Raw genomic sequence first — 18,183 nt, forward strand, 5'->3', positions numbered from 1 at the left:
TCATACCACCTCGTCCTCGTGCAGGCGGGTGCGCAGGGCGCGGACCGCCGTGTGCAGCCTGCTCTTGACCGTGCCCTCGGGGACGTCCAGCGCCTCGGCGATGTCCCGCACGGGCAGGTCGGCGAAGAAGCGCAGGACGACCACCTGCCGCTGGGCGGCCGGCAGCTGGTCCAGGCCGCGGGCGACGGCGAGGGAGAGCAGGCTGGTCTCCTCCCCGGAGGACCCCGCGGGCTCGCGCAGCGCCGCCAGCCGCTCCCCCAGCCGTTCCTGGCGCCGCTTGGCCCGGTGCCAGTCCATCGCCAGGTTGGACGCGACGACCGCGGCCCACGCCGACACGTCCCGCGGCGCCTCGCGCCCGCTCGCGGCCCGCTCCAGCAGCCGCAGCCGTACCTGCTGTACCCCGTCCGGCAGGTCCGACTGCGGCACTCCGCCCAGCGCGAGCACCGCCCGCACCCGGCGTTCCTGGGCCGCGTCCAGCGGATCGTCACCGGCCCGGTCCCGGCCGGCGGCGAACGCCCCCTGGTCGCGGCGCGCCTTTCCGCGCAGCACAAGCCACCCCCCTCACGCGTGTGCCCCTACGACGCGGCACCGGGCCGAAACGTTCGGTGTGCGGCGGCCGGCCGGAGAGGCGTACGTCACACCTTCGTATGGCGGGGGCCCGCGCGGGCAGGGTCCGGGACGGCACAGCTTGCGGCGCGGGACCGCCGTAGAGGGAATTTCTCCAGCTCAGCGGCGTGCCGGGCGGACGTATGGAACCGTTCGCGGGGCGGTGGTGTCCCATTCCCCGGGCACGCCCGGCAAAGAATTGGACAGGTGGACCGGGGTCGGCCGCATGATGGAAACGCCCCGGTCAGGCAAGAGACACACAAGAGGGAGTCGCCGTGAGGGTCGGAATCGTCGGAGCCACCGGTCAGGTCGGCACGGTCATGCGCAGGATCCTCGTGGAGCGGAACTTCCCGGTCACGCAGCTGCGCCTGTTCGCCTCGGCCCGCTCGGCCGGGTCCGTGCTGGACGGTGTGACGGTGGAGGACGCGGCGACCGCCGACTACACCGGCCTGGACATCGTGCTGTTCTCGGCGGGCGGCGCGACCTCGAAGGCCCTGGCCGAGAAGGTCGCCTCCCAGGGTGCCGTCGTGATCGACAACTCGTCGGCCTGGCGCAAGGACCCCGAGGTCCCGCTGGTGGTCTCCGAGGTGAACCCGCACGCGATCGCCGACCGCCCCAAGGGCATCATCGCCAACCCGAACTGCACCACGATGGCCGCGATGCCGGTGCTGAGGCCGCTGCACGAGGAGGCCGGGCTCGAGGCGCTCGTCGTCGCCACCTACCAGGCGGTGTCCGGCTCGGGTCTGGCGGGCGTGGCCGAGCTGCACGGCCAGGTGCAGAAGGTGGCGGCCGAGGCCGACAAGCTCACCCACGACGGGCAGGCGGTCGACTTCCCCGAGCCGCAGGTCTACAAGCGCACCATCGCCTTCAACGTGCTCCCGCTCGCGGGTTCCCTCGTGGACGACGGTCTGAACGAGACCGACGAGGAGCAGAAGCTGCGCAACGAGTCCCGCAAGATCCTGGAGATCCCGGAGCTGAAGGTCTCGGGCACCTGCGTGCGCGTGCCGGTGTTCTCCGGCCACTCCCTCCAGGTCAACGCCCGCTTCGCGCGTCCGATCTCCCCTGAGCGGGCCACCGAGCTGCTGGCGAAGGCGCCGGGCGTGGCCCTGTCGGACATCCCGACCCCGCTCCAGGCGGCCGGCCAGGACCCGTCGTACGTCGGCCGCATCCGCCGCGACGAGACGGTGGACAACGGTCTGGCCCTGTTCGTCTCCAACGACAACCTCCGCAAGGGTGCCGCGCTGAACGCGGTGCAGATCGCGGAGCTGGTGGCGGCGGAGCTGTCGGGCAGGTAAGGACGGGTGCGAAGCCGGGGCGGTCACGGTGACGTGACCGCCCCGTGCGCGTCGCGGACCGGGGCGGTGGGGGTGAGGGCCGCCAGCCCCGCGAGCACGCCGCCGGTGAGCAGGACGGCGGTCAGGCCCGGGCCGTCCGCGAGGCGTCCGCCGGCCAGCGCGCCGAGGGCGATGGCCGCGTTGAACACCCCGGCGAACAGGGCGGACGCGGCCTCGGGGGCCTCGGGCGCGGCGGCCGTCAGGGCCCGCTGGCCGGACACGGACACCCCGCCGTACGCCAGTCCCCACACCAGCAGCAGCGCGGCCGACCCGAGGGCGGAGCCGCCCGCCGGGGCGAGCAGCAGGACGACCGCGCCGAGGACGGTGGCGATCAGCCGCAGGGCGCGGCGCGGATGGCGGGCCGCGAGCGCGCCGCCCGCGAAGTTCCCGGCGACGCCCGCGACCCCGTAGCCGAGCAGCAGGGCGCCGACCAGACCCGGACCGGTGCCCGGGGTGCGCTCCAGGACGGGGCGGACGTAGGTGTAGGCGGCGAAGTGCCCCGTGACCAGCAGGGCGATGGTGATCAGCAGCCACCGCACCCGCGGGGTGCCGAGCAGCCGGGGGAAGGTGCCGAGGCGGACGGCGCCCTCGGCGGGCAGCGGCGGCAGGACGACGGCCAGCCCGGCCGCCACCAGCAGCGCGCAGCCGGTCATCGCGGCGAACGCGGCGCGCCAGCCCGCCGCCGCGCCGAGGAGGGTTCCGGCGGGCACGCCGAGCACCGAGGCGACGGCGATCCCGCTGAAGACCAGGGCGGTGGCCCGGCCGGCCGAGGGCCCCGGCAGCAGCCGCGCGCCGAGCCCGGCGGCCACCGCCCACACCCCGCCCATGCACACCCCGACCAGCAGCCGGGCGGCGAGCACCACGGGGAAGGCGGGGGCGAGCGCGGTGAGCAGGTTGGCGGCGGCGAGCAGGAGCAGCAGCGCGCACAGCACGGTGCGGCGGTCGGCGCGGCGCACGGCGACCGGCAGCAGCGGGGCGGCGACGGCGGCGACCAGTCCGGGCAGGGTGACCGCGAGGCCCGCGGTGCCGGCGGAGACGTCCAGTCCCGCGCCGAGCGAGGTGAGCAGGCCGACGGGGAGCATCTCGGTGGTGACGACGGCGAAGGTGGCGGCGGCGAGCATGCCGACGGCGGCCCAGGGCCGGTCCGGGCGGGGTGCCGGGGTGCCGGGCCGGGGCGCGGGGTGGGGGGTGCGGGTTCGGCGGAAGACCATGTCCTCCAGCCTTTGCCGCGGGCGGCGCGGGAACAACGGCGATCCGCTCACCCTTGCATGAGCGGGAGTGATCGGCGGAGGGAGTCGCGTGTCCGGGCTGGAGCTACGGGAGTTGGAGTGCTTTCTGGTGCTCGCCGAGGAGCTGCACTTCGGGCGGGCCGGGGAGCGGCTGTTCGTCTCGCAGAGCCGGGTGAGCCAGTTGCTGGCCGCGCTGGAACGGCGGGTGGGCGCCCGGCTGGTGCACCGCTCCAGCCGCCGGGTGGCGCTGACCCCGCTCGGCGAACGCCTCCTGGAGCGGCTGCGTCCGGCGTACGGGGCGCTGCACGCGGCGGTGGCGGACGCCAGGGCGGTGGCCCGGGGCGGGGCCGGTCCGCTGCGGCTGGGTTTCCAGGGGACGGTGTACGCGCAACTGCTGGAGGCGGTCTCGGAGTTCGAGGCGGAGGCCCCGGCCCGCTCGGTCGACCTGGTGGAGATCCCGTACGCGGATCCGTTCGGGGCGGTGCGGCGGGGCACGGTGGACGCGGCGGTGGTGCTGCTGCCGGTGGAGGAACCGGACCTGGTCCTCGGCCCGGTGTTCTCCCGGCAGCGGCACGCGCTGGCCGTCGCCCGCCGGCACGCGTTCGCCGCGCGGGACCGGGTCGGCGCGGCGGACCTCGCGACGGTGCCCCTGATCGGGGTGGCGGCTCCGGCCCCGCCGTACTGGCGGGCCGCCCGTGCCCCCGGCGCGCTGCCCGGCCCGGCGGCGACGACCCTCCAGGAGGCCCTGTGCCTGGCCGCCGCCGGCCGCGGCGCCCTCCTGCTGTGCCACCCGACGGCCGCCCAGCACCAGCGCGCCGACATCGCCTACGTCCCCGTGGACGGCATCCCCGACTCCGCGCTCGGTCTGATCTGGCACCGGGACGCGGAGACGGGGACGGTGCGGGAGTTCGCCCGGGTGCTGGCGGGGCTGGAGGCGGGCCGCCGGGCGAGCCGGTCCGCCGAGGGGGCGCCCGGTGGTGTGCCGGACGCCCCCTCGGCCGCCGGCTAGCGGCTCGTGGCCGCCGCGTCCGCGGCCTGGGCCCGCAGGGCCCGCTCGATGCCCGAGCGGGACTCCGAGACCAGGCGGCGCAGGGCCGCGTTCGGCTCGGCCGTGGCGAGCCAGGTGTCCGTCCTGGACAGGGTCTCCTCGGAGACCTGGACCGCCGGGTACAGGCCGATGGCGATCTGCTGGGCCATCTCGTGCGAGCGCGACGCCCACACGTCCTTGAGCACCTCGAAGTACCGGTCGGTGTACGGCGCGAGCAGCTCGCGCTGGTCGGTCTGCACGAAGCCGCCGATCACGGCCTCCTGCACGGCGTTGGGCAGCTTGTCGGAGTCGACGACCGAGGCCCACGCCTCCGCCTTGGCCTCCGCCGTCGGGCGGGACGCGCGGGCGGTGGCCGCGTGCCGCTCGCCGGCCGCCGTCCTGTCCCGCTCGTACTCGGCCGCGATCTCCGTCTCGTCGTACCGGCCGACGGCCGCGAGCCGCTCCACGAACGCCCAGCGCAGCTCGGTGTCCACGGCCAGGCCCTCGACGGTCTGCGTGCCGTCGAGCAGGGCCTCCAGCAGGTCCAGCTGCTCCGGCGTGCGCGCGGTCGCCGCGAACGCCCGGGCCCAGGCCAGCTGGTGGTCGCTGCCCGCCTCGGCCGCGCGCAGGTGGGCCAGCGTGGCGTCGGTCCAGCGGGTCAGCAGCGCCTCGCGGGCCGACGGGTCGGCGTACAGGTCGATGGCCAGCTTGACCTGGCGCTGGAGCGACTGCACCACGCCGATGTCGGACTCCTTGCCGATGCCGGACAGCACCAGGGAGAGGTAGTCGCGGGTGGCCAGTTCGGCGTCCCGCGTCATGTCCCAGGCCGACGCCCAGCACAGCGCGCGCGGCAGGGACTCGGTGAAGTCGCCGAGGTGCTCGGTGACCACCGCGAGCGACCGCTCGTCCAGCCGGACCTTGGCGTACGACAGGTCGTCGTCGTTGAGCAGCACCACGGCCGGGCGGCGCCTGCCGGTCAGCTGCGGTACGGCGGTCAGCTCGCCGTCGACGTCGAGTTCGATCCGGTCGGTGCGCACCAGCTTGCCGGCGTCGGACAGGTCGTACAGGCCGATCGCGATGCGGTGCGGGCGCAGCACCGGCTCGCCCTTGGCGCCGGCGGGCAGCGCCGGGGCCTCCTGGCGGACGGCGAAGGAGGTGACGACACCGTCGGCGTCCGTCTCCACCTCGGGGCGCAGGATGTTGATGCCGGCCGTCTCCAGCCACTTCTTCGACCAGGTCTTCAGGTCCCGGCCGGAGGTCTCCTCCAGGGCGCCCAGCAGGTCCGACAGGCGGGTGTTGCCGAACGCGTGCCGCTTGAAGTACGCCTGCACGCCCTGGAAGAACTCGTCCTCGCCGACGTACGCCACGAGCTGCTTGAGCACGCTGGCGCCCTTGGCGTAGGTGATGCCGTCGAAGTTGACGAGCACGTCGTCCAGGTCGCGGATGTCCGCCATGATCGGGTGGGTGGACGGCAGCTGGTCCTGCCGGTAGGCCCAGGTCTTCATGGAGTTGGCGAACGTGGTCCACGAGTGGGGCCACCGGGAGCCGGGCGCGGCGGCCTGGCAGGCGATGGAGGTGTAGGTGGCGAACGACTCGTTCAGCCACAGGTCGTTCCACCACTCCATGGTGACCAGGTCGCCGAACCACATGTGGGCCAGCTCGTGCAGGATGGTCTCCGCGCGCACCTCGTACGCCGCGTCGGTCACCTTGGACCGGAAGACGTACTGGTCGCGGATGGTCACCGCGCCCGCGTTCTCCATGGCGCCCGCGTTGAACTCGGGCACGAACAGCTGGTCGTACTTCTGGAACGGGTAGGCGTAGTCGAACTTCTCCTGGAACCAGTCGAAGCCCTGCCGGGTGACCTCGAAGATCGCGTCGGCGTCCAGGAACTCGGCGAGCGAGGGCCGGCAGTAGATGCCGAGCGGCACCGACCGGCCGTCCTTCTCGTACACGCTGTGCACCGAGTGGTAGGGACCGGCGATCAGCGCGGTGATGTACGTCGAGATGCGCGGGGTCGGCTCGAAGGACCAGACGTTGTCCTTCGGCTCGGGCGTCGGCGAGTTGGAAACGACGGTCCAGCCCTCGGGCGCCTTCACGGTGAACCGGAAGGTGGCCTTCAGGTCCGGCTGCTCGAAGGAGGCGAAGACGCGGCGGGCGTCCGGGACCTCGAACTGCGTGTACAGGTAGGCCTGCTCGTCCACCGGGTCGACGAAGCGGTGCAGGCCCTCGCCGGTGTTGGTGTAGGCGCAGTCCGCGACGACGCGCAGGACGTTGGGGCCCTCCAGCAGGCCCGGCAGCGCGATCCGCGAGTCCTCGAAGACCTCGGCGGGGTCGAGCCGGTCGCCGTTGAGGACCACCTCGTGGACGGCCGGCGCCACCAGGTCGATGAAGGACTCGGCGCCGCCCCGGGCGACATCGAAGCGCACCGTGGTCACGGACCGGTAGGTACCCCCACCCTGCGCGCCGGAGAGGTCGAGATCGATCTCGTACGAGTCAACGGTGAGCAGCTCGGCCCGCTGCTGCGCCTCTTCGCGAGTCAGGTTTGTGCCAGGCACGCGGTCATCTCCTCGTTATGTGTCGGTTGCGTCATCCTTCCATGGGAGTGACGGGGAACGCGATGTCCGTCCCCCGCCGGTGTGCGCGGCGCCGGACACGACGAACCCCGGAGGGGAGGACGCCCGGGGAGGGCGCCCGGGGAGGGGCCGGGGACACGCCGAAGCCGGACGGGCGGCCGTCGGTGGCCGGCCCGTCCGGCCGGGGGCGTGGCGGACCCGGTGGTCCCGGCTCAGCTCACGACGATCACCACGACACCGGTGCCGACGAGGCCGTTGCGGAAGCCGTTGCCGAAGAAGTCGTTCCGGGCGAAGCCGCAGCCGTTCCCCCAGCCGCGGTCGTAACAGCCGTGGTGGGTGGAGACCTGCCGCGGGGCGGCCGCCGAGGCCGTGCCCACCGTGCCGATGGCGGCGCCACCGGCCAGGACGGCACCGGCCGCGGATACCGCGAAGAGACGCCTCACGCGTTGTGCTTTCATGGGCCTACCTTCCTTCCACGCCCTCGTCGGGGGTTTCCGGTACGGGGGCGACGGCCGCTGCGGCGGTGCGCGCGGGTACTGGTGCCGCGGGGGGGGGCGAGGGGTCCGTCCCACGCCCTGCCGGGGCCCGTGACAGGGCACTCGCCGGCGGTGGGCACACCGCCCGGTCGCGGCCCTCCTCCAACACGCTAGCGGCCCCCCGGACCCTCGGCATCTCGGCCACCGTCCTCCGCCCCCCGAGGCCGTCACCCGTTCGCCCGCCCCACGAGCGCCGGCCGGCACCCGGCACCCGGCCGCGGATCGGGAGTTCAGCCCCGGCCGACCCGTCCGGCCGCCGCCGTCAGGGCGTTCAGGGTGTGGGTGAGGGCCCTGGAGGAGGTGGCGCCCTTGCGGACCGAGGCCGTGACGTGGCGGACCGGGCGGTTCGCGGTCAGTTCGCGGAGGGTCACGGCGGTGCGGGGGTCCGCCGCCGTCCTCGGGACGAGGGCGACGCCCATGCCCGCCTCCACCATGGCGAGGATCGCGGTCCAGCCGGAGGCCGAGTGGCCCTGGCGGGGGCTGAAGCCGGCCGCCTCGCAGGCACGGCGGGTGATGTCGGACCAGGGGCCGCTGCCGCCGTAGATCCAGGGTTCGGCGGCGAGGTCGGTGAGGGTCAGGCCGGGGGCCTCGGCGAGCGGGTGGTCCACGGGGAGGGCCACGTCCAGCGGGTCGGCGAGCAGCGGGACGTGGGTGAAGCGGGGGTCCGGGGCGCTCGGGGCCTTAGCCGCGAGGGACACGGCGAGGTCGACGTCCCCGGCGGCCAGCAGCCGGTACGCCTCGGCGGCCTCGGTCTCCCGGACGCGGACGCCCACTTGGGGGTGGGTGTCCCTGAGGGCCCGTACGGCGGGGACGACCAGGGCGGGGACGGCGGTCGGGATGGCGCCGACGCGGACCTCGCCGGCGTCGCCGTGCGCGTAGGCCGCCAGGGCCGCGTCCGCCCGCTCCAGCTGCTCGAACACCGGCTCCGTGTGGGCCAGCACCAGCCGGGCCGCGTCGGTGAGCCGGACCCGGCGGCCCCGCGCCTCCAGCAGGTCCACGCCGAGCTGGGCGGCGAGGCCGGTGAGCTGCTGGGACACCGCCGACGGGGTCATGTGCAGGGCCGCGGCCGTCGCGGTGACCGTGCCCCGTTCGCGCAGGGTGCGCAGAATCCGCAGCTTCCTCAGGTCCCACTCGCTCATGCGGCGGACGCTACACGGCGCCCTCAGCGGCGGGAGCCCGCGCCCAGCACCACCCCGGTCAGGATCAGCGCCAGGCACAACAGGCCCGTCGGGCCGGTGTGTTCGCCGAGCAGCGCCCAGGACAGCGCGGCGACACAGACCGGCTGGAGGTAGTAGACGATGCCGGCGCGGGTGGCGCCGATCAGGGCGACGGCCTTGTTCCAGGCGAAGAAGGCCAGCGCGGAGGAGGCCACGCCGACGTAGAGCAGGGGCAGGACCGTGCCGGGCACGGGGCGGAAGCCGCCCTGCACGGCGAGGCTCGCGGCCTGCGCGGGCAGCAGCAGCACCGCGCCGGCGAGGAACGTGGTGAACAGGAAGGCCGTGGGGTCGAGTTCGGCCGGCCGGCGGCGCAGCAGGGCGCTGTAGCCCGCGAAGCAGCAGGCGGCGGCCGGCATCCACAGGGTGCCCGGGGAGAAGTCCGCGCCGCCGCCGGCGACCAGCAGCACCACGCCCGCGCAGGCCAGGAGCAGCCCGGTGGTGCGCCGGGCGCCCAGCCGTACGCCGCCCAGCCGCTCGAACACGGCCATGAGCACCGGCGAGGCGGCCATGATCATGCCCATGGTGGCGGCCGGGGTGGTCAGGCCGGCCTGGTTGACGAGGGTGTTGTAGAGGGCGACGCCGAGGAGGGAGGCGAGCAGGACGTAGCGGGCGTGCAGCCGGAGGAGGTGGCGTTGCCGCCAGGCCCGCCGTGCGCCGAAGGGGGCGACGGCGAGCAGGGCGATCACCCACCGCCAGAAGGCGTGCTGGAGGGGCGGGACGCTGTCGTGCAGGCCGCGTGCGGTGACGAAGCTGCCGGACCAGACGACCGTGGCGAGCGCCGCGCAGGCGAGGCCGAGGAGCGGGGCGGCGGCCTGCCGGGAGCGGGGGGCGCGGGGCGCGGGGGCGGTGACGGGGGTGGTCTGGTGCGCGGCTGCGGGCACAGGGGGCCTTTCCGGGCGGGTCGGCGGGAGGAGGGGCGGTCCTACCGTCGCAGGGCCGGAACCATCAGGTCCATCGAATCTTTACGATCGTTCTTTTCAGTTTTCCTGAACAGACGGGGAGTTCCGCCGCCGCCCAGCTGTCCCGCCACCATCGCTCCGAACGCCAGCGCCATGCCCGCCGTCTGCACCGGGGTCAGCGCCTGGCCGAGGGCCGCCCAGCCGACGACCGCGGCGGTCAGCGGGGAGAGCGGGCCGAGGAATCCGGCCCGGGTGGCGGTGAGCCGGCCGATCCCGCGGAACCAGAGCCAGTAGGCGAGGGCGGTGTTGGCCAGGGCGAGGTAGAGGTAGCCGCCGACGGCCCGGCCGTCGAGGGCGGGCGGGGCGCCCTCGGCCAGCAGCGCGAGCGGCGCGATGAGCAGGCCGCCCGCGGTGAGCTGCCAGCCGGTGAGCGCCAGCGGCCCCACCCCCGCCGGGCGGCCCCAGCGCTTGGTCAGCACGGTGCCGGCCGCCATGGACACGGTGGAGGCGAGGGCCGCGAGGACGCCGACGAGGTCCAGCGCGCCGGCCCCCTTCAGCACGACGAGACTGACGCCGAGCGCGGCCACCAGCCCGGTGAGCAGCGTGCGCGGGGCCGGCCGCTGCCCGAGGAGCAGCGCCGAGAGGCCGACGACGAAGAGCGGACCGGCGGAGCCGACGACGGCGGCCATCCCGCCGGGCAGCCGGTAGGCCGCGACGAACAGGAGCGGGAAGAAGGCGCCGATGTTCAGCGCGCCGAGGACGGCCGCCTTCGCCCACCAGGTGCCGCGCGGCAGGACCCGGGTGGCGGCGAGCAGCAGCAGACCGGCGGGCAGGGCCCGCAGCAGAGCCGTGAACAGGGGGCGGTCCGGCGGCAGGAACTCGGTGGTGACCGCGTAGGTGGTGCCCCAGGAGACGGGGGCGAGCGCGGTGGCGGCTATGACGGCGGTCGTGCCGGGGGTGCGGAGGGCCATGGCGGGCCTTTCGGGAGGTCACGGCGCGGTGGCCGCGCGTGGACGAACCATCGGGCAGCTTGGGTAGCTGGTAAGTAGCTTAGCTCTAAGTTACTTAGTTGCAAGTGGCTTTCTTGCGGGCAAGCGGAAAGGGGCCGATACTCGGCCCATGCACGCACAGCCAGCCGACCCGGTCGACGCGATCATCGAACAGTGGGCGCGGGTGCGCCCGGAGCTGGACACCCGGGCGATGGAGGTGTTCGGCCGGATCTTCCGGATCTCCCGCGCGATGGGCGACCGGATGGAACGGGCGTACCGGCCCTACGGCATCACCCGGGGCGAGTTCGACGTCCTGGCCACCCTGCGCCGCTCCGGCGAGCCGTACACCCTGTCGCCGCGCGAGCTGTCGGCCACGCTCATGCTGACCACCGGCGGGACCACCGGCCGCCTGGACAAGCTGGAGCGCGCCGGGCTGCTGCGCCGCTCCCCCGACCCGCACGACCGGCGCGGTCTGAAGGTCACCCTCACCGAGGAGGGGCTGCGGCTGGTCGACGAGGCGGTGGACGCGGGCCTCGCCGAGGAGAGCGCGGCGCTGGCCGCCCTGGACCCGCAGCAGGCCGGCCACCTGGCCGGCCTGCTGCGCGAACTGCTCGCCACGACGGCCGAGTAGCCGGACCGGCCGCCTCCCGGGCGGCGGCCGGGCAGCCGGCCGCCGACCCGCGCGGGCGCCGGGGCGCCGGTCACCCCGGTACCGCGTACGCGAAAACGCCGGGGGCGCCGGTCTCACCCGGGTACGGCGTACGCGCGTAACCACGGGAGGACGGGCGCCCCCGGCGAACGAACCGGCGGGGCGGTCAGGCCTTGGCCCCGGCCCCGGGCTTCACGTTGATGTTGGACGAGGTGGTGTCCTTCCTGGCCCGCGACCTGTCCAGCACCATGACCAGGCCGGCGATCACCACGAACAGCACCAGCGGGAGGAAGACGTACAGGCCCAGCGTCTGGATGACGCTCAGGCCCGGGCCGGGGTCGTCACCGTCGTCGCGGGTCAGCGCGAGCGCGGGGGACGACATGAGCAGCATCATCAGCGTCGTACCGGCGGCCAGGGCGCCGGCGCGCAGGGCGTTGTTCTTGTCCACGCATTCAAGTTAGCGAACCGGGCCGAAGGCCGCGCGCCCGGGGTGCCTTACCGGCACGGGGTACGGGGACGGCGGCGTCCTCGTACCCCGCCCGGCGCGCCGCCGGACGTCAGCCCCGCCCCCGGTCCTCCGGCGTGCCGCCCTCCCTCAGCACGCCGAGCAATCCCAGCAGCCGCGGTGAGGCGACCAGTTCCTCCAGCGGGACCGGGCGGCCCTCGGAGTCGGCGAGCGGGAGACGCCAGTTCGGGTATTCGTCCCAGGTGCCGGGCAGGTTCTGCGGGCGGCGGTCGCCGGCGCCGTCCGGGAGCCAGACGCCGATCAGCCGGGCGGGGGTGCGCAGCAGGAAGCGGTGGACGGCGCGGATCTCCTCCTCCTCGTCGGAGCCGGGCGGCCCGGCCGCCGTCAGGTCCAGCAGGCCGAGGCTGCCCAGCAGGGCCAGCCACTCGGCCGCGTCGGCGCCGGCCTCGGCCCGTTCCTCGGCGGCCGGGCGGGTGAGCAGGCCGAGGCGGTCGCGCAGTTCGACGTGGTCGCCGGTGAGCCGGGCGGCGGTGGGCGGCAGATCGTGGGTGGTGGCGGTGGCCAGGCAGTCGACCCGCCAGCGCTCCGGCGGCAGCGGACGGCCGTCGCCCTCCCAGTCCCGTTCGAACCAGAGCACGGAGGTGCCGAGCACCCCGCGCCGCTGGAGCGCCTCGCGCACACCGGGCTCGACGGTGCCCAGGTCCTCGCCGATCACCACCGCCCCGGCGCGGGTGGCCTCCAGCGCGAGGACGGCGAGCATGGCGTCGGCGTCGTAGTGCACGTAGGTGCCCTCGGTGGGCGGGCTGCCCTCGGGGACCCACCACAGCCGGAACAGGCCCATGACGTGGTCGATGCGCAGGGCGCCGGCGTAGCGGAACAGGGCGCGCAGCAGCTCGCGGTAGGGCGCGTAACCGGTCTCCGCCAGCCGGTCGGGACGCCAGGGCGGCAGGCCCCAGTCCTGGCCGCGGGCGTTGAAGGCGTCCGGTGGGGCGCCCACGGACATGCCGGCGGCGAACACGTCCTGCTGGGCCCAGGCGTCGGCGCCGGCCGGGTGCACGCCGACGGCGAGGTCGTGCACGATCCCCACGGACATGCCGGCCTCCCGGGCGGCGCGCTGGGCGGCCCGGAGCTGGCCGTCGGTGAGCCAGGCCAGCCGGGCGTGGAACTCCACCCGGGCGGCGAGCGCGGACCTCGCCCGCGCGGTGCCGGCCGAGCGGGGGTCGCGCAGTGCGGCGGGCCAGGCACGCCAGTCGGGGCCGTGGACCTCGGCGAGGGCGCACCAGGTGGCGTGGTCGACGAGGGCCCGGCCGTGGGCGGCGCGGAAGGCGTCGTAGGCGGTCTGCCGGCCGGGAGCCAGGGGCACCTCCAGGACCGTCTCCAGCGCCTCCCGTTTCAGTTCCCACACGGCGTCCCGGTCGATGAGGGCGCCCTTGTCCAGCACGGTGGCGCGCAACCGCCCGGCCCGTTCCAGCAGCGCGCCGAGCCGCTCGCGGTCCCCGGCGTACGCGAACTCGGGGACGTCCTCGACCCGCAGGTGCACGGGGTCGGGGAAGCGGCGGGAGGAGGGGCGGTACGGGGACGGGTCGGTGGGGGCGCCGGGCACGGCCGCGTGCAACGGGTTGACCTGCACGAACCCGGCACCCGCGGTGCGTGACGCCCAGCCGGCCAGCTCGGCGAGGTCGGCGAGGTCGCCCATGCCCCAGGAGCGGTGGGACAGCAGGGAGTACAGCTGGACGAGGAGTCCGTACGAGCGGCCGGGCGGGGCGGGCAGCCGGTCGGGGGCGACGACGAGGTGGGCCTCGCCGGTGCGGCCGTCGGGGGTGGTGGCGGTCAGCCGGTGGACGCCGGGCGGGAGGTCCGCGAGGTCCTCCCGCTCCCGCCCGTCCTCCGCCCGGACGCGCAGCCGGGTGCCGGCGGGCAGGGCGGCGAGGGCGGCGGGCGGCTCGGCACCGGCCCAGCGGACCACGGTCGGCGGCAGCAGCCGCTCGCGCAGTGCGCGTTCCCGCTCGGCGAGGGCGGCGCGTACGGCGTCCGGGCCGGACGCGTCGACGCCCAGGGCGGCGAGGGCGGCGGTCACGGCGGCGGCGGGGACCGGGACCGTACGGTCCGGGGCGGGGCGGTAGGAGGTGGCGACCCCGTGCAGCCCGGCGAGCCGGGTGAGGTCGTCCGCCGGGTGTTCCTCGGACGCCGCGGCCATCTACAGCCCCGGCGCGCAGAAGTCCGGGACCGGGTCCGCCTCGCTGGTGAGCGGGGCGGCCTCGGCGAGCGGGGGCTCACTGGTCAGCGGCTCGGCGTCGGGCAGCGGCGGCTCGCTGGTCAGCGGGGTCTGCGCGCACGCGCTCTCCGCGCTGAAGACGCACACCGGGGCCTGGTCGGGCGGGGCGGACGGTGCCGCCACGGGTTTGGACGGGGCCGGGATCCTGAGGCGAGCGGCCACGGGGGCCTCCTTGTCGGTGCGGGTGCGAGGGCTCGGACGGGTTACGGCAGGCCTACCCCGTGAGCCCACGGCCACGCGCCCCGAATGACCGGCGCCCGGGTGATCCGGCCGCGGGCCGGTGATCGATAGAGGGGGTGTGAGACTGTTCCGCCCCATGGGGGGCCAGCGGGAGAAGGACGACGGACCCGGCGGGGACACGGCCCTGCTCCGGGCCGTCGCCCGGGGCGACGCGACGCCCCCGGTGGCCCCGGCCGTGCTCGGCCACGCCGGGACGTTCGGCCCGCCCGCCGTGCTCCGCAACACCCTCGGCTGCACGGGGGTCACCGCGACGGCGGCCGTGCTGCTGGGCGCCCGCCTGAGCTGGCTCCCCGCGTTCGCCTACGTCACCGCCGTCTACCTGGGCTCCGGCACCGCCCACGGCCGGGCGGCCACGGTCTGGGCCTGGCCGATGCAGCCGGGCGCGGAGCCGGGCGCCTGGGCGGCGGCGGTGACGGTGTTCGTCCTGGGCACGGCGCTGTACGCGGTCAGGGGCGCGCGTCCGGAGGGGCCCCGCGGCTGATCCGCCGGGCCGCCCGCCGACGAGCCACCGCCGCCGCGTTCCGTCGGCGCGAAACACAGGGGCCCGGATCTAGGCGGACACACCGTCGATCCGGGCCAGGGCGTCATCGGCGCCGTACGGTTGCAAGTACGGCAGCCAGCGCGGGTCCCGGTGCCCGGTGCCGATGATGCGCCAGGCCAGCCCGCTCGGCGGAGCCGGCTTGTGCCTCAGCCGCCAGCCCAGCTCGACGAGGTGGCGGTCGGCCTTGACGTGGTTGCAGCGGCGGCAGGAGGCCACCACGTTGTCCCAGACGTGCTTGCCCCCGCGGCTGCGCGGGATGACGTGGTCGACGCTGGTCGCGACGCCACCGCAGTACATGCACCGGCCCCCGTCGCGGGCGAAGAGCGCACGGCGGGTCAGCGGGACGGGCCCTCGGTAGGGAACCCGGACGAATCGTTTGAGCCGGACCACGCTGGGTGCGGGGAGGGTGACGGTCGCGCTGTGCATATAGGCGCCGGATTCCTCGAGGGAGACGGCCTTGTTCTCCAGGACGAGGACGAGCGCGCGGCGGAGCGGTACGACGCCGAGCGGCTCGTACGACGCGTTGAGGACCAGGACATGCGGCACGGGTGCCTCCTTGGGCGTCGGCGGCGCGTGGCTCGCGCCGGGACGATCTGCAGTCAGTCTCCCCTCATGCCTGGTGGAAGCGCCACCATGTCCCGGTAACGGGCTGGGAGTGTTTTCGACCACATCTGATTCATCCCCCGTTCCACGACCTGTTCAAGCCCGCGTGAGCCGTGTCTCTCCTGCGCGCCGGTCCCACGGAACGGCACGGGACACCCGGGATGCCCCGTTAGTGTGGTGGTTCCGTCCGCCCGGTGACCTTTCCGTGACCTTGCCCCCGCCGGTCCGGACCGCGCAGCACCTGGAGGTACCTGCCGTGTCGTCCCTGCCCGCCCTCCTCGTGGCCGCCGGCGCGTCGCCGTCCCCGTCGCCCTCGCCGTCGCAGTCGACGACCCCGGCCGTGCCGACGCTCCAGGACGCCCAGGAGAGCGCGACGAACGCGGCGAGCTGGGTCGAGCAGAACTGGTCGACGTGGCTCGCGATGGGCCTGAGGATCCTGCTGATCGTGGTCGTGGCCGTGGCGCTGCGGGCGGCGGTGCGGCGGGCGATCACCCAGCTGATCGACCGGATGGGCCGTACCGCGCAGGCCGTGGACGGCACCGCGCTCGGCGGGCTGCTGGTCAACGCGGAGCGGCGGCGGCAGCGTTCGGCGGCCATCGGCTCGGTGCTGCGCTCGGTGGCGAGCTTCCTCATCCTCGGCACGGCCGCGCTGATGGTGCTGTCCACCTTCGAGATCAACCTGGCGCCGCTGCTGGCGTCGGCCGGTGTCGCGGGTGTGGCGATCGGTTTCGGCGCGCGCAACCTGGTCACCGACTTCCTGTCCGGCGTGTTCATGATCCTGGAGGACCAGTACGGCGTCGGTGACGTGATCGACGCGGGCGTGGCCACCGGCGAGGTGATCGAGGTCGGGCTGCGGGTGACCAAGCTGCGCGGCGACGGCGGGGAGATCTGGTACGTCCGCAACGGCGAGGTGAAGCGGATCGGGAACCTGTCGCAGGGCTGGGCGACGGCCGGGGTCGACGTGACCGTCCGGGCGAGCGAGGACCTGGACCGGGTCAGGGCCACGCTGGACGAGGTCGCCCAGAAGATGACCAGGGAAGAGCCCTGGAACGAGCTGCTGTGGGGCCCGGTGCAGGTCCTCGGCCTGGACTCGGTGCTGATCGACTCCATGGTGGTCCGGGTGTCGGCGAAGACCATGCCGGGCAAGTCGGTGACGGTGGAGCGGGAGCTGCGCTGGCGGATCAAGCGGGCGTTCGACGCGGCGAGCATCCGGATCGTGGGCGGCGCGACGGCGGTCGAGGACGCCGAGGACACCCCGGACCCGACGGCGACGGTGGCGGCCCCGTCGGTGTACTCCAACGCGGACTCGCCGCAGTCGGCGGCGGCGTCCCCGATCGTCACCCAGCGGCCGGCACCGCCGGCGAAATAGCGGAACGGTTCAGCACACTGGTGCGAGTGAACAGATGGGGCATTCCGGCGCGGGGGCGCACGGAATGCCCCATCTTTTGGCTGGAGCCCCCGACGCGGGCTTGGCCCCGAGGTCGCCCTCGGCGACCCGCTTCCCCCTCCCGGCGCCGTACCCCGCCCCGGACACCGCCCCCTTCGCCTAGCGCCGAGCCCCGGCCCCCGCGGCCCCCGGACGACGACAACGTTGCCCGGGGGCCGCTGTCCGTCGACGCCTATTGACGCCCCCTTCGTCCTCGGCTTACGTTCCTCCCACCCGAACAGGAAACTTTCCTAACAGTGATCTCCGGGCGCCCGTCGATCACGACTGGACGCCGCGCCCGGGGCCCTGAAAAGCTGGGCGGCCGGAAAGGCAGGTGTGGACCCCCATGGCAGGAACCGCCGGTACGCCGGGCACCCCGCGCGTCCTGCGCGCCATGAACGACCGCGCCGCCCTGGACCTGCTGCTGGCGCACGGCCCGCTCTCGCGCACCCGGATCGGCAAGCTCACCGGCCTGTCCAAGCCCACCGCCTCCCAGCTGCTGGCCCGTCTGGAGGCGGCCGGACTGGTCCGGGTCACCGGCACCAGCGAGGGCCGGCCGGGCCCGGGCGCCCAGCTGTACGCGATCGATCCGGCCGTGGCGTACGCCGCCGGGGTCGACGTCACCCCGCACCGCATCCGGGCCGCCGTCGCCGACATCACCGGCCGCACGGTCGGCGCGTACGAGCTGCCCACCCCCGGCCGGCGGCCCGCCCAGCCGGTCGTGCGGCAGGTGACCGACGCCCTCGACGGCGCGGTCAAGGCGGCCGGGCTCGCCCGGTCCGACGTGCACCGGCTGGTCGTCGGCACCCCCGGCGCCTTCGATCCGGGCACCGGGCGGCTGCGCTACGCCTCCCACCTGCCCGGCTGGCACTCCCCCACGCTGCTCGACGACCTCGCGGCGGCGCTGCCGATGCCGGTGGAGTACGAGAACGACGTCAACCTCGCCGCCGTGGCCGAACAGCGGCTCGGCGCGGCCCGCGGCCACGAGGACTTCGTCCTGCTGTGGAACCAGGAGGGCCTGGGCGCCGCCCTGGTGCTGGGCGGCCGGCTGCACCGGGGCTGGACCGGCGGCGCCGGCGAGGTCGGCTTCCTGCCGGTGCCGGGCGCCCCGCTGGTACGCCGGGTCACCCGGGCGGGCAGCGGCGGCTACCAGGAGCTGGCCGGTTCCCAGGCGCTGCCGGGGCTGGCCCGGGAACTGGGCATATCCCCCGTGCCCCCGGGGCCGTACACCGAGGCCGCCACCCGGCTCGTGGCGCACGCCGCCGACCACGCCGACGGCCCCCACCGGGAGCTGCTGCGGACCTACGCCACCCGGCTGGCCACCGGTCTCGCCTCGCTCGTCTCCGTCCTCGACCCCGAACTCGTCGTCCTCGGCGGCTCCGCGCTGACGGCCGGCGGCGAGGTGCTGCGGGCCCTCGTCCAGGCCGAACTGGCGGAGCTGGCCGCCACCCGGCCCCGGCTCGTCGTCGGCGAGGTCCGCGAACACCCCGTACTGCGCGGCGCGCTGGAGTCCGCGCTCGCCGCCACCCGCGACGAGGTCTTCGACACCTCGCGCTGAGCGCCCCCCACCCTT

Annotated in this window: 17 protein-coding genes; 6 read left to right on the forward strand and 11 right to left on the reverse strand. The window is 75.2% G+C overall.

What is annotated here, in order from left to right:
• Entirely contained in the window at nt 1-549 is a 549-nt protein-coding gene (locus ACZ4W9_RS07155; RefSeq protein ID WP_467933764.1) for an RNA polymerase sigma factor, read from the reverse strand.
• Nucleotides 550-881: 332 nt separating this feature from the next.
• Here ACZ4W9_RS07155 and ACZ4W9_RS07160 point away from each other — a divergent pair, with 332 nt between their 5' ends.
• Nucleotides 882-1,901 (forward strand): aspartate-semialdehyde dehydrogenase, encoded by a 1,020-nt coding sequence (locus tag ACZ4W9_RS07160; protein WP_467933765.1) that lies wholly within the window; start codon nt 882-884, stop codon nt 1,899-1,901.
• Between the two features lie 23 nt (nt 1,902-1,924).
• Here ACZ4W9_RS07160 and ACZ4W9_RS07165 read toward each other — a convergent pair whose 3' ends face one another.
• Nucleotides 1,925-3,151, reverse strand: coding sequence for an MFS transporter (locus ACZ4W9_RS07165; RefSeq protein ID WP_467933766.1), 1,227 nt, complete (start codon nt 3,149-3,151; stop codon nt 1,925-1,927).
• An 88-nt stretch (nt 3,152-3,239) separates the two neighbouring features.
• On the opposite strand from ACZ4W9_RS07165, the gene ACZ4W9_RS07170 reads away from it, so the two are divergent.
• On the forward strand, nt 3,240-4,178 hold the full coding sequence (locus ACZ4W9_RS07170; RefSeq protein ID WP_467933767.1) for a LysR family transcriptional regulator: 939 nt from the start codon (nt 3,240-3,242) through the stop codon (nt 4,176-4,178).
• Here ACZ4W9_RS07170 and pepN read toward each other — a convergent pair.
• The 5 genes from pepN to ACZ4W9_RS07195 all read right to left on the reverse strand — a co-directional run bounded on the left by pepN (nt 4,175) and on the right by ACZ4W9_RS07195 (nt 10,392).
• A complete protein-coding gene (gene pepN / locus ACZ4W9_RS07175; protein ID WP_467933769.1) occupies nt 4,175-6,751 on the reverse strand; it encodes an aminopeptidase N in 2,577 nt (858 codons plus the stop codon). The genes ACZ4W9_RS07170 and pepN overlap by 4 nt on opposite strands.
• Nucleotides 6,752-6,981: 230 nt before the next feature.
• Nucleotides 6,982-7,227, reverse strand: coding sequence for a hypothetical protein (locus ACZ4W9_RS07180; RefSeq protein ID WP_467933770.1), 246 nt, complete (start codon nt 7,225-7,227; stop codon nt 6,982-6,984).
• A gap of 308 nt (nt 7,228-7,535) precedes the next feature.
• On the reverse strand, nt 7,536-8,444 hold the full coding sequence (locus ACZ4W9_RS07185) for a LysR family transcriptional regulator (protein ID WP_467933771.1): 909 nt from the start codon (nt 8,442-8,444) through the stop codon (nt 7,536-7,538).
• Between the two features lie 23 nt (nt 8,445-8,467).
• Nucleotides 8,468-9,403, reverse strand: a complete 936-nt coding sequence (locus ACZ4W9_RS07190; RefSeq protein WP_467933773.1) for a DMT family transporter — start codon at nt 9,401-9,403, stop codon at nt 8,468-8,470.
• 41 nt (nt 9,404-9,444) lie between these two features.
• Nucleotides 9,445-10,392, reverse strand: a complete 948-nt coding sequence (locus ACZ4W9_RS07195) for an EamA family transporter (RefSeq protein ID WP_467933774.1) — start codon at nt 10,390-10,392, stop codon at nt 9,445-9,447.
• 148 nt (nt 10,393-10,540) lie between these two features.
• Between ACZ4W9_RS07195 and ACZ4W9_RS07200 the strand changes: the two genes are divergently transcribed.
• On the forward strand, nt 10,541-11,041 hold the full coding sequence (locus ACZ4W9_RS07200; protein ID WP_467933775.1) for a MarR family winged helix-turn-helix transcriptional regulator: 501 nt from the start codon (nt 10,541-10,543) through the stop codon (nt 11,039-11,041).
• A 184-nt stretch (nt 11,042-11,225) separates the two neighbouring features.
• Here the strand turns inward: ACZ4W9_RS07200 and ACZ4W9_RS07205 are convergent, their stop codons facing one another.
• The 3 genes from ACZ4W9_RS07205 to ACZ4W9_RS07215 form a co-directional block, all read right to left on the reverse strand.
• Nucleotides 11,226-11,507: a hypothetical protein gene (locus tag ACZ4W9_RS07205; protein WP_467933776.1), complete on the reverse strand. Its 282-nt coding sequence runs from the start codon at nt 11,505-11,507 to the stop codon at nt 11,226-11,228.
• Between the two features lie 109 nt (nt 11,508-11,616).
• Entirely contained in the window at nt 11,617-13,722 is a 2,106-nt protein-coding gene (gene malQ / locus ACZ4W9_RS07210) for a 4-alpha-glucanotransferase (RefSeq protein ID WP_467933778.1), read from the reverse strand.
• Nucleotides 13,723-13,962 carry a hypothetical protein gene (locus ACZ4W9_RS07215; protein ID WP_467933779.1) on the reverse strand — a complete coding sequence of 80 codons (240 nt, stop codon included), beginning with the start codon at nt 13,960-13,962 and terminating at the stop codon, nt 13,723-13,725.
• Between the two features lie 136 nt (nt 13,963-14,098).
• On the opposite strand from ACZ4W9_RS07215, the gene ACZ4W9_RS07220 reads away from it, so the two are divergent.
• Nucleotides 14,099-14,521: a hypothetical protein gene (locus tag ACZ4W9_RS07220; RefSeq protein WP_467933780.1), complete on the forward strand. Its 423-nt coding sequence runs from the start codon at nt 14,099-14,101 to the stop codon at nt 14,519-14,521.
• A gap of 69 nt (nt 14,522-14,590) precedes the next feature.
• On the opposite strand, the gene ACZ4W9_RS07225 is transcribed toward ACZ4W9_RS07220, so the two are convergent.
• Nucleotides 14,591-15,127, reverse strand: coding sequence for an HNH endonuclease (locus ACZ4W9_RS07225; RefSeq protein WP_318203521.1), 537 nt, complete (start codon nt 15,125-15,127; stop codon nt 14,591-14,593).
• A 313-nt stretch (nt 15,128-15,440) separates the two neighbouring features.
• Here ACZ4W9_RS07225 and ACZ4W9_RS07230 point away from each other — a divergent pair, with 313 nt between their 5' ends.
• Together ACZ4W9_RS07230 and ACZ4W9_RS07235 are read left to right on the forward strand one after the other, a co-directional pair.
• Entirely contained in the window at nt 15,441-16,553 is a 1,113-nt protein-coding gene (locus ACZ4W9_RS07230; protein ID WP_467933782.1) for a mechanosensitive ion channel family protein, read from the forward strand.
• 403 nt (nt 16,554-16,956) lie between these two features.
• A complete protein-coding gene (locus tag ACZ4W9_RS07235) occupies nt 16,957-18,168 on the forward strand; it encodes an ROK family transcriptional regulator (protein ID WP_467933783.1) in 1,212 nt (403 codons plus the stop codon).
• Nucleotides 18,169-18,183 lie beyond the last annotated feature (15 nt).

The sequence above is a fragment of the Streptomyces sp. NPDC029296 genome (assembly GCF_055569255.1).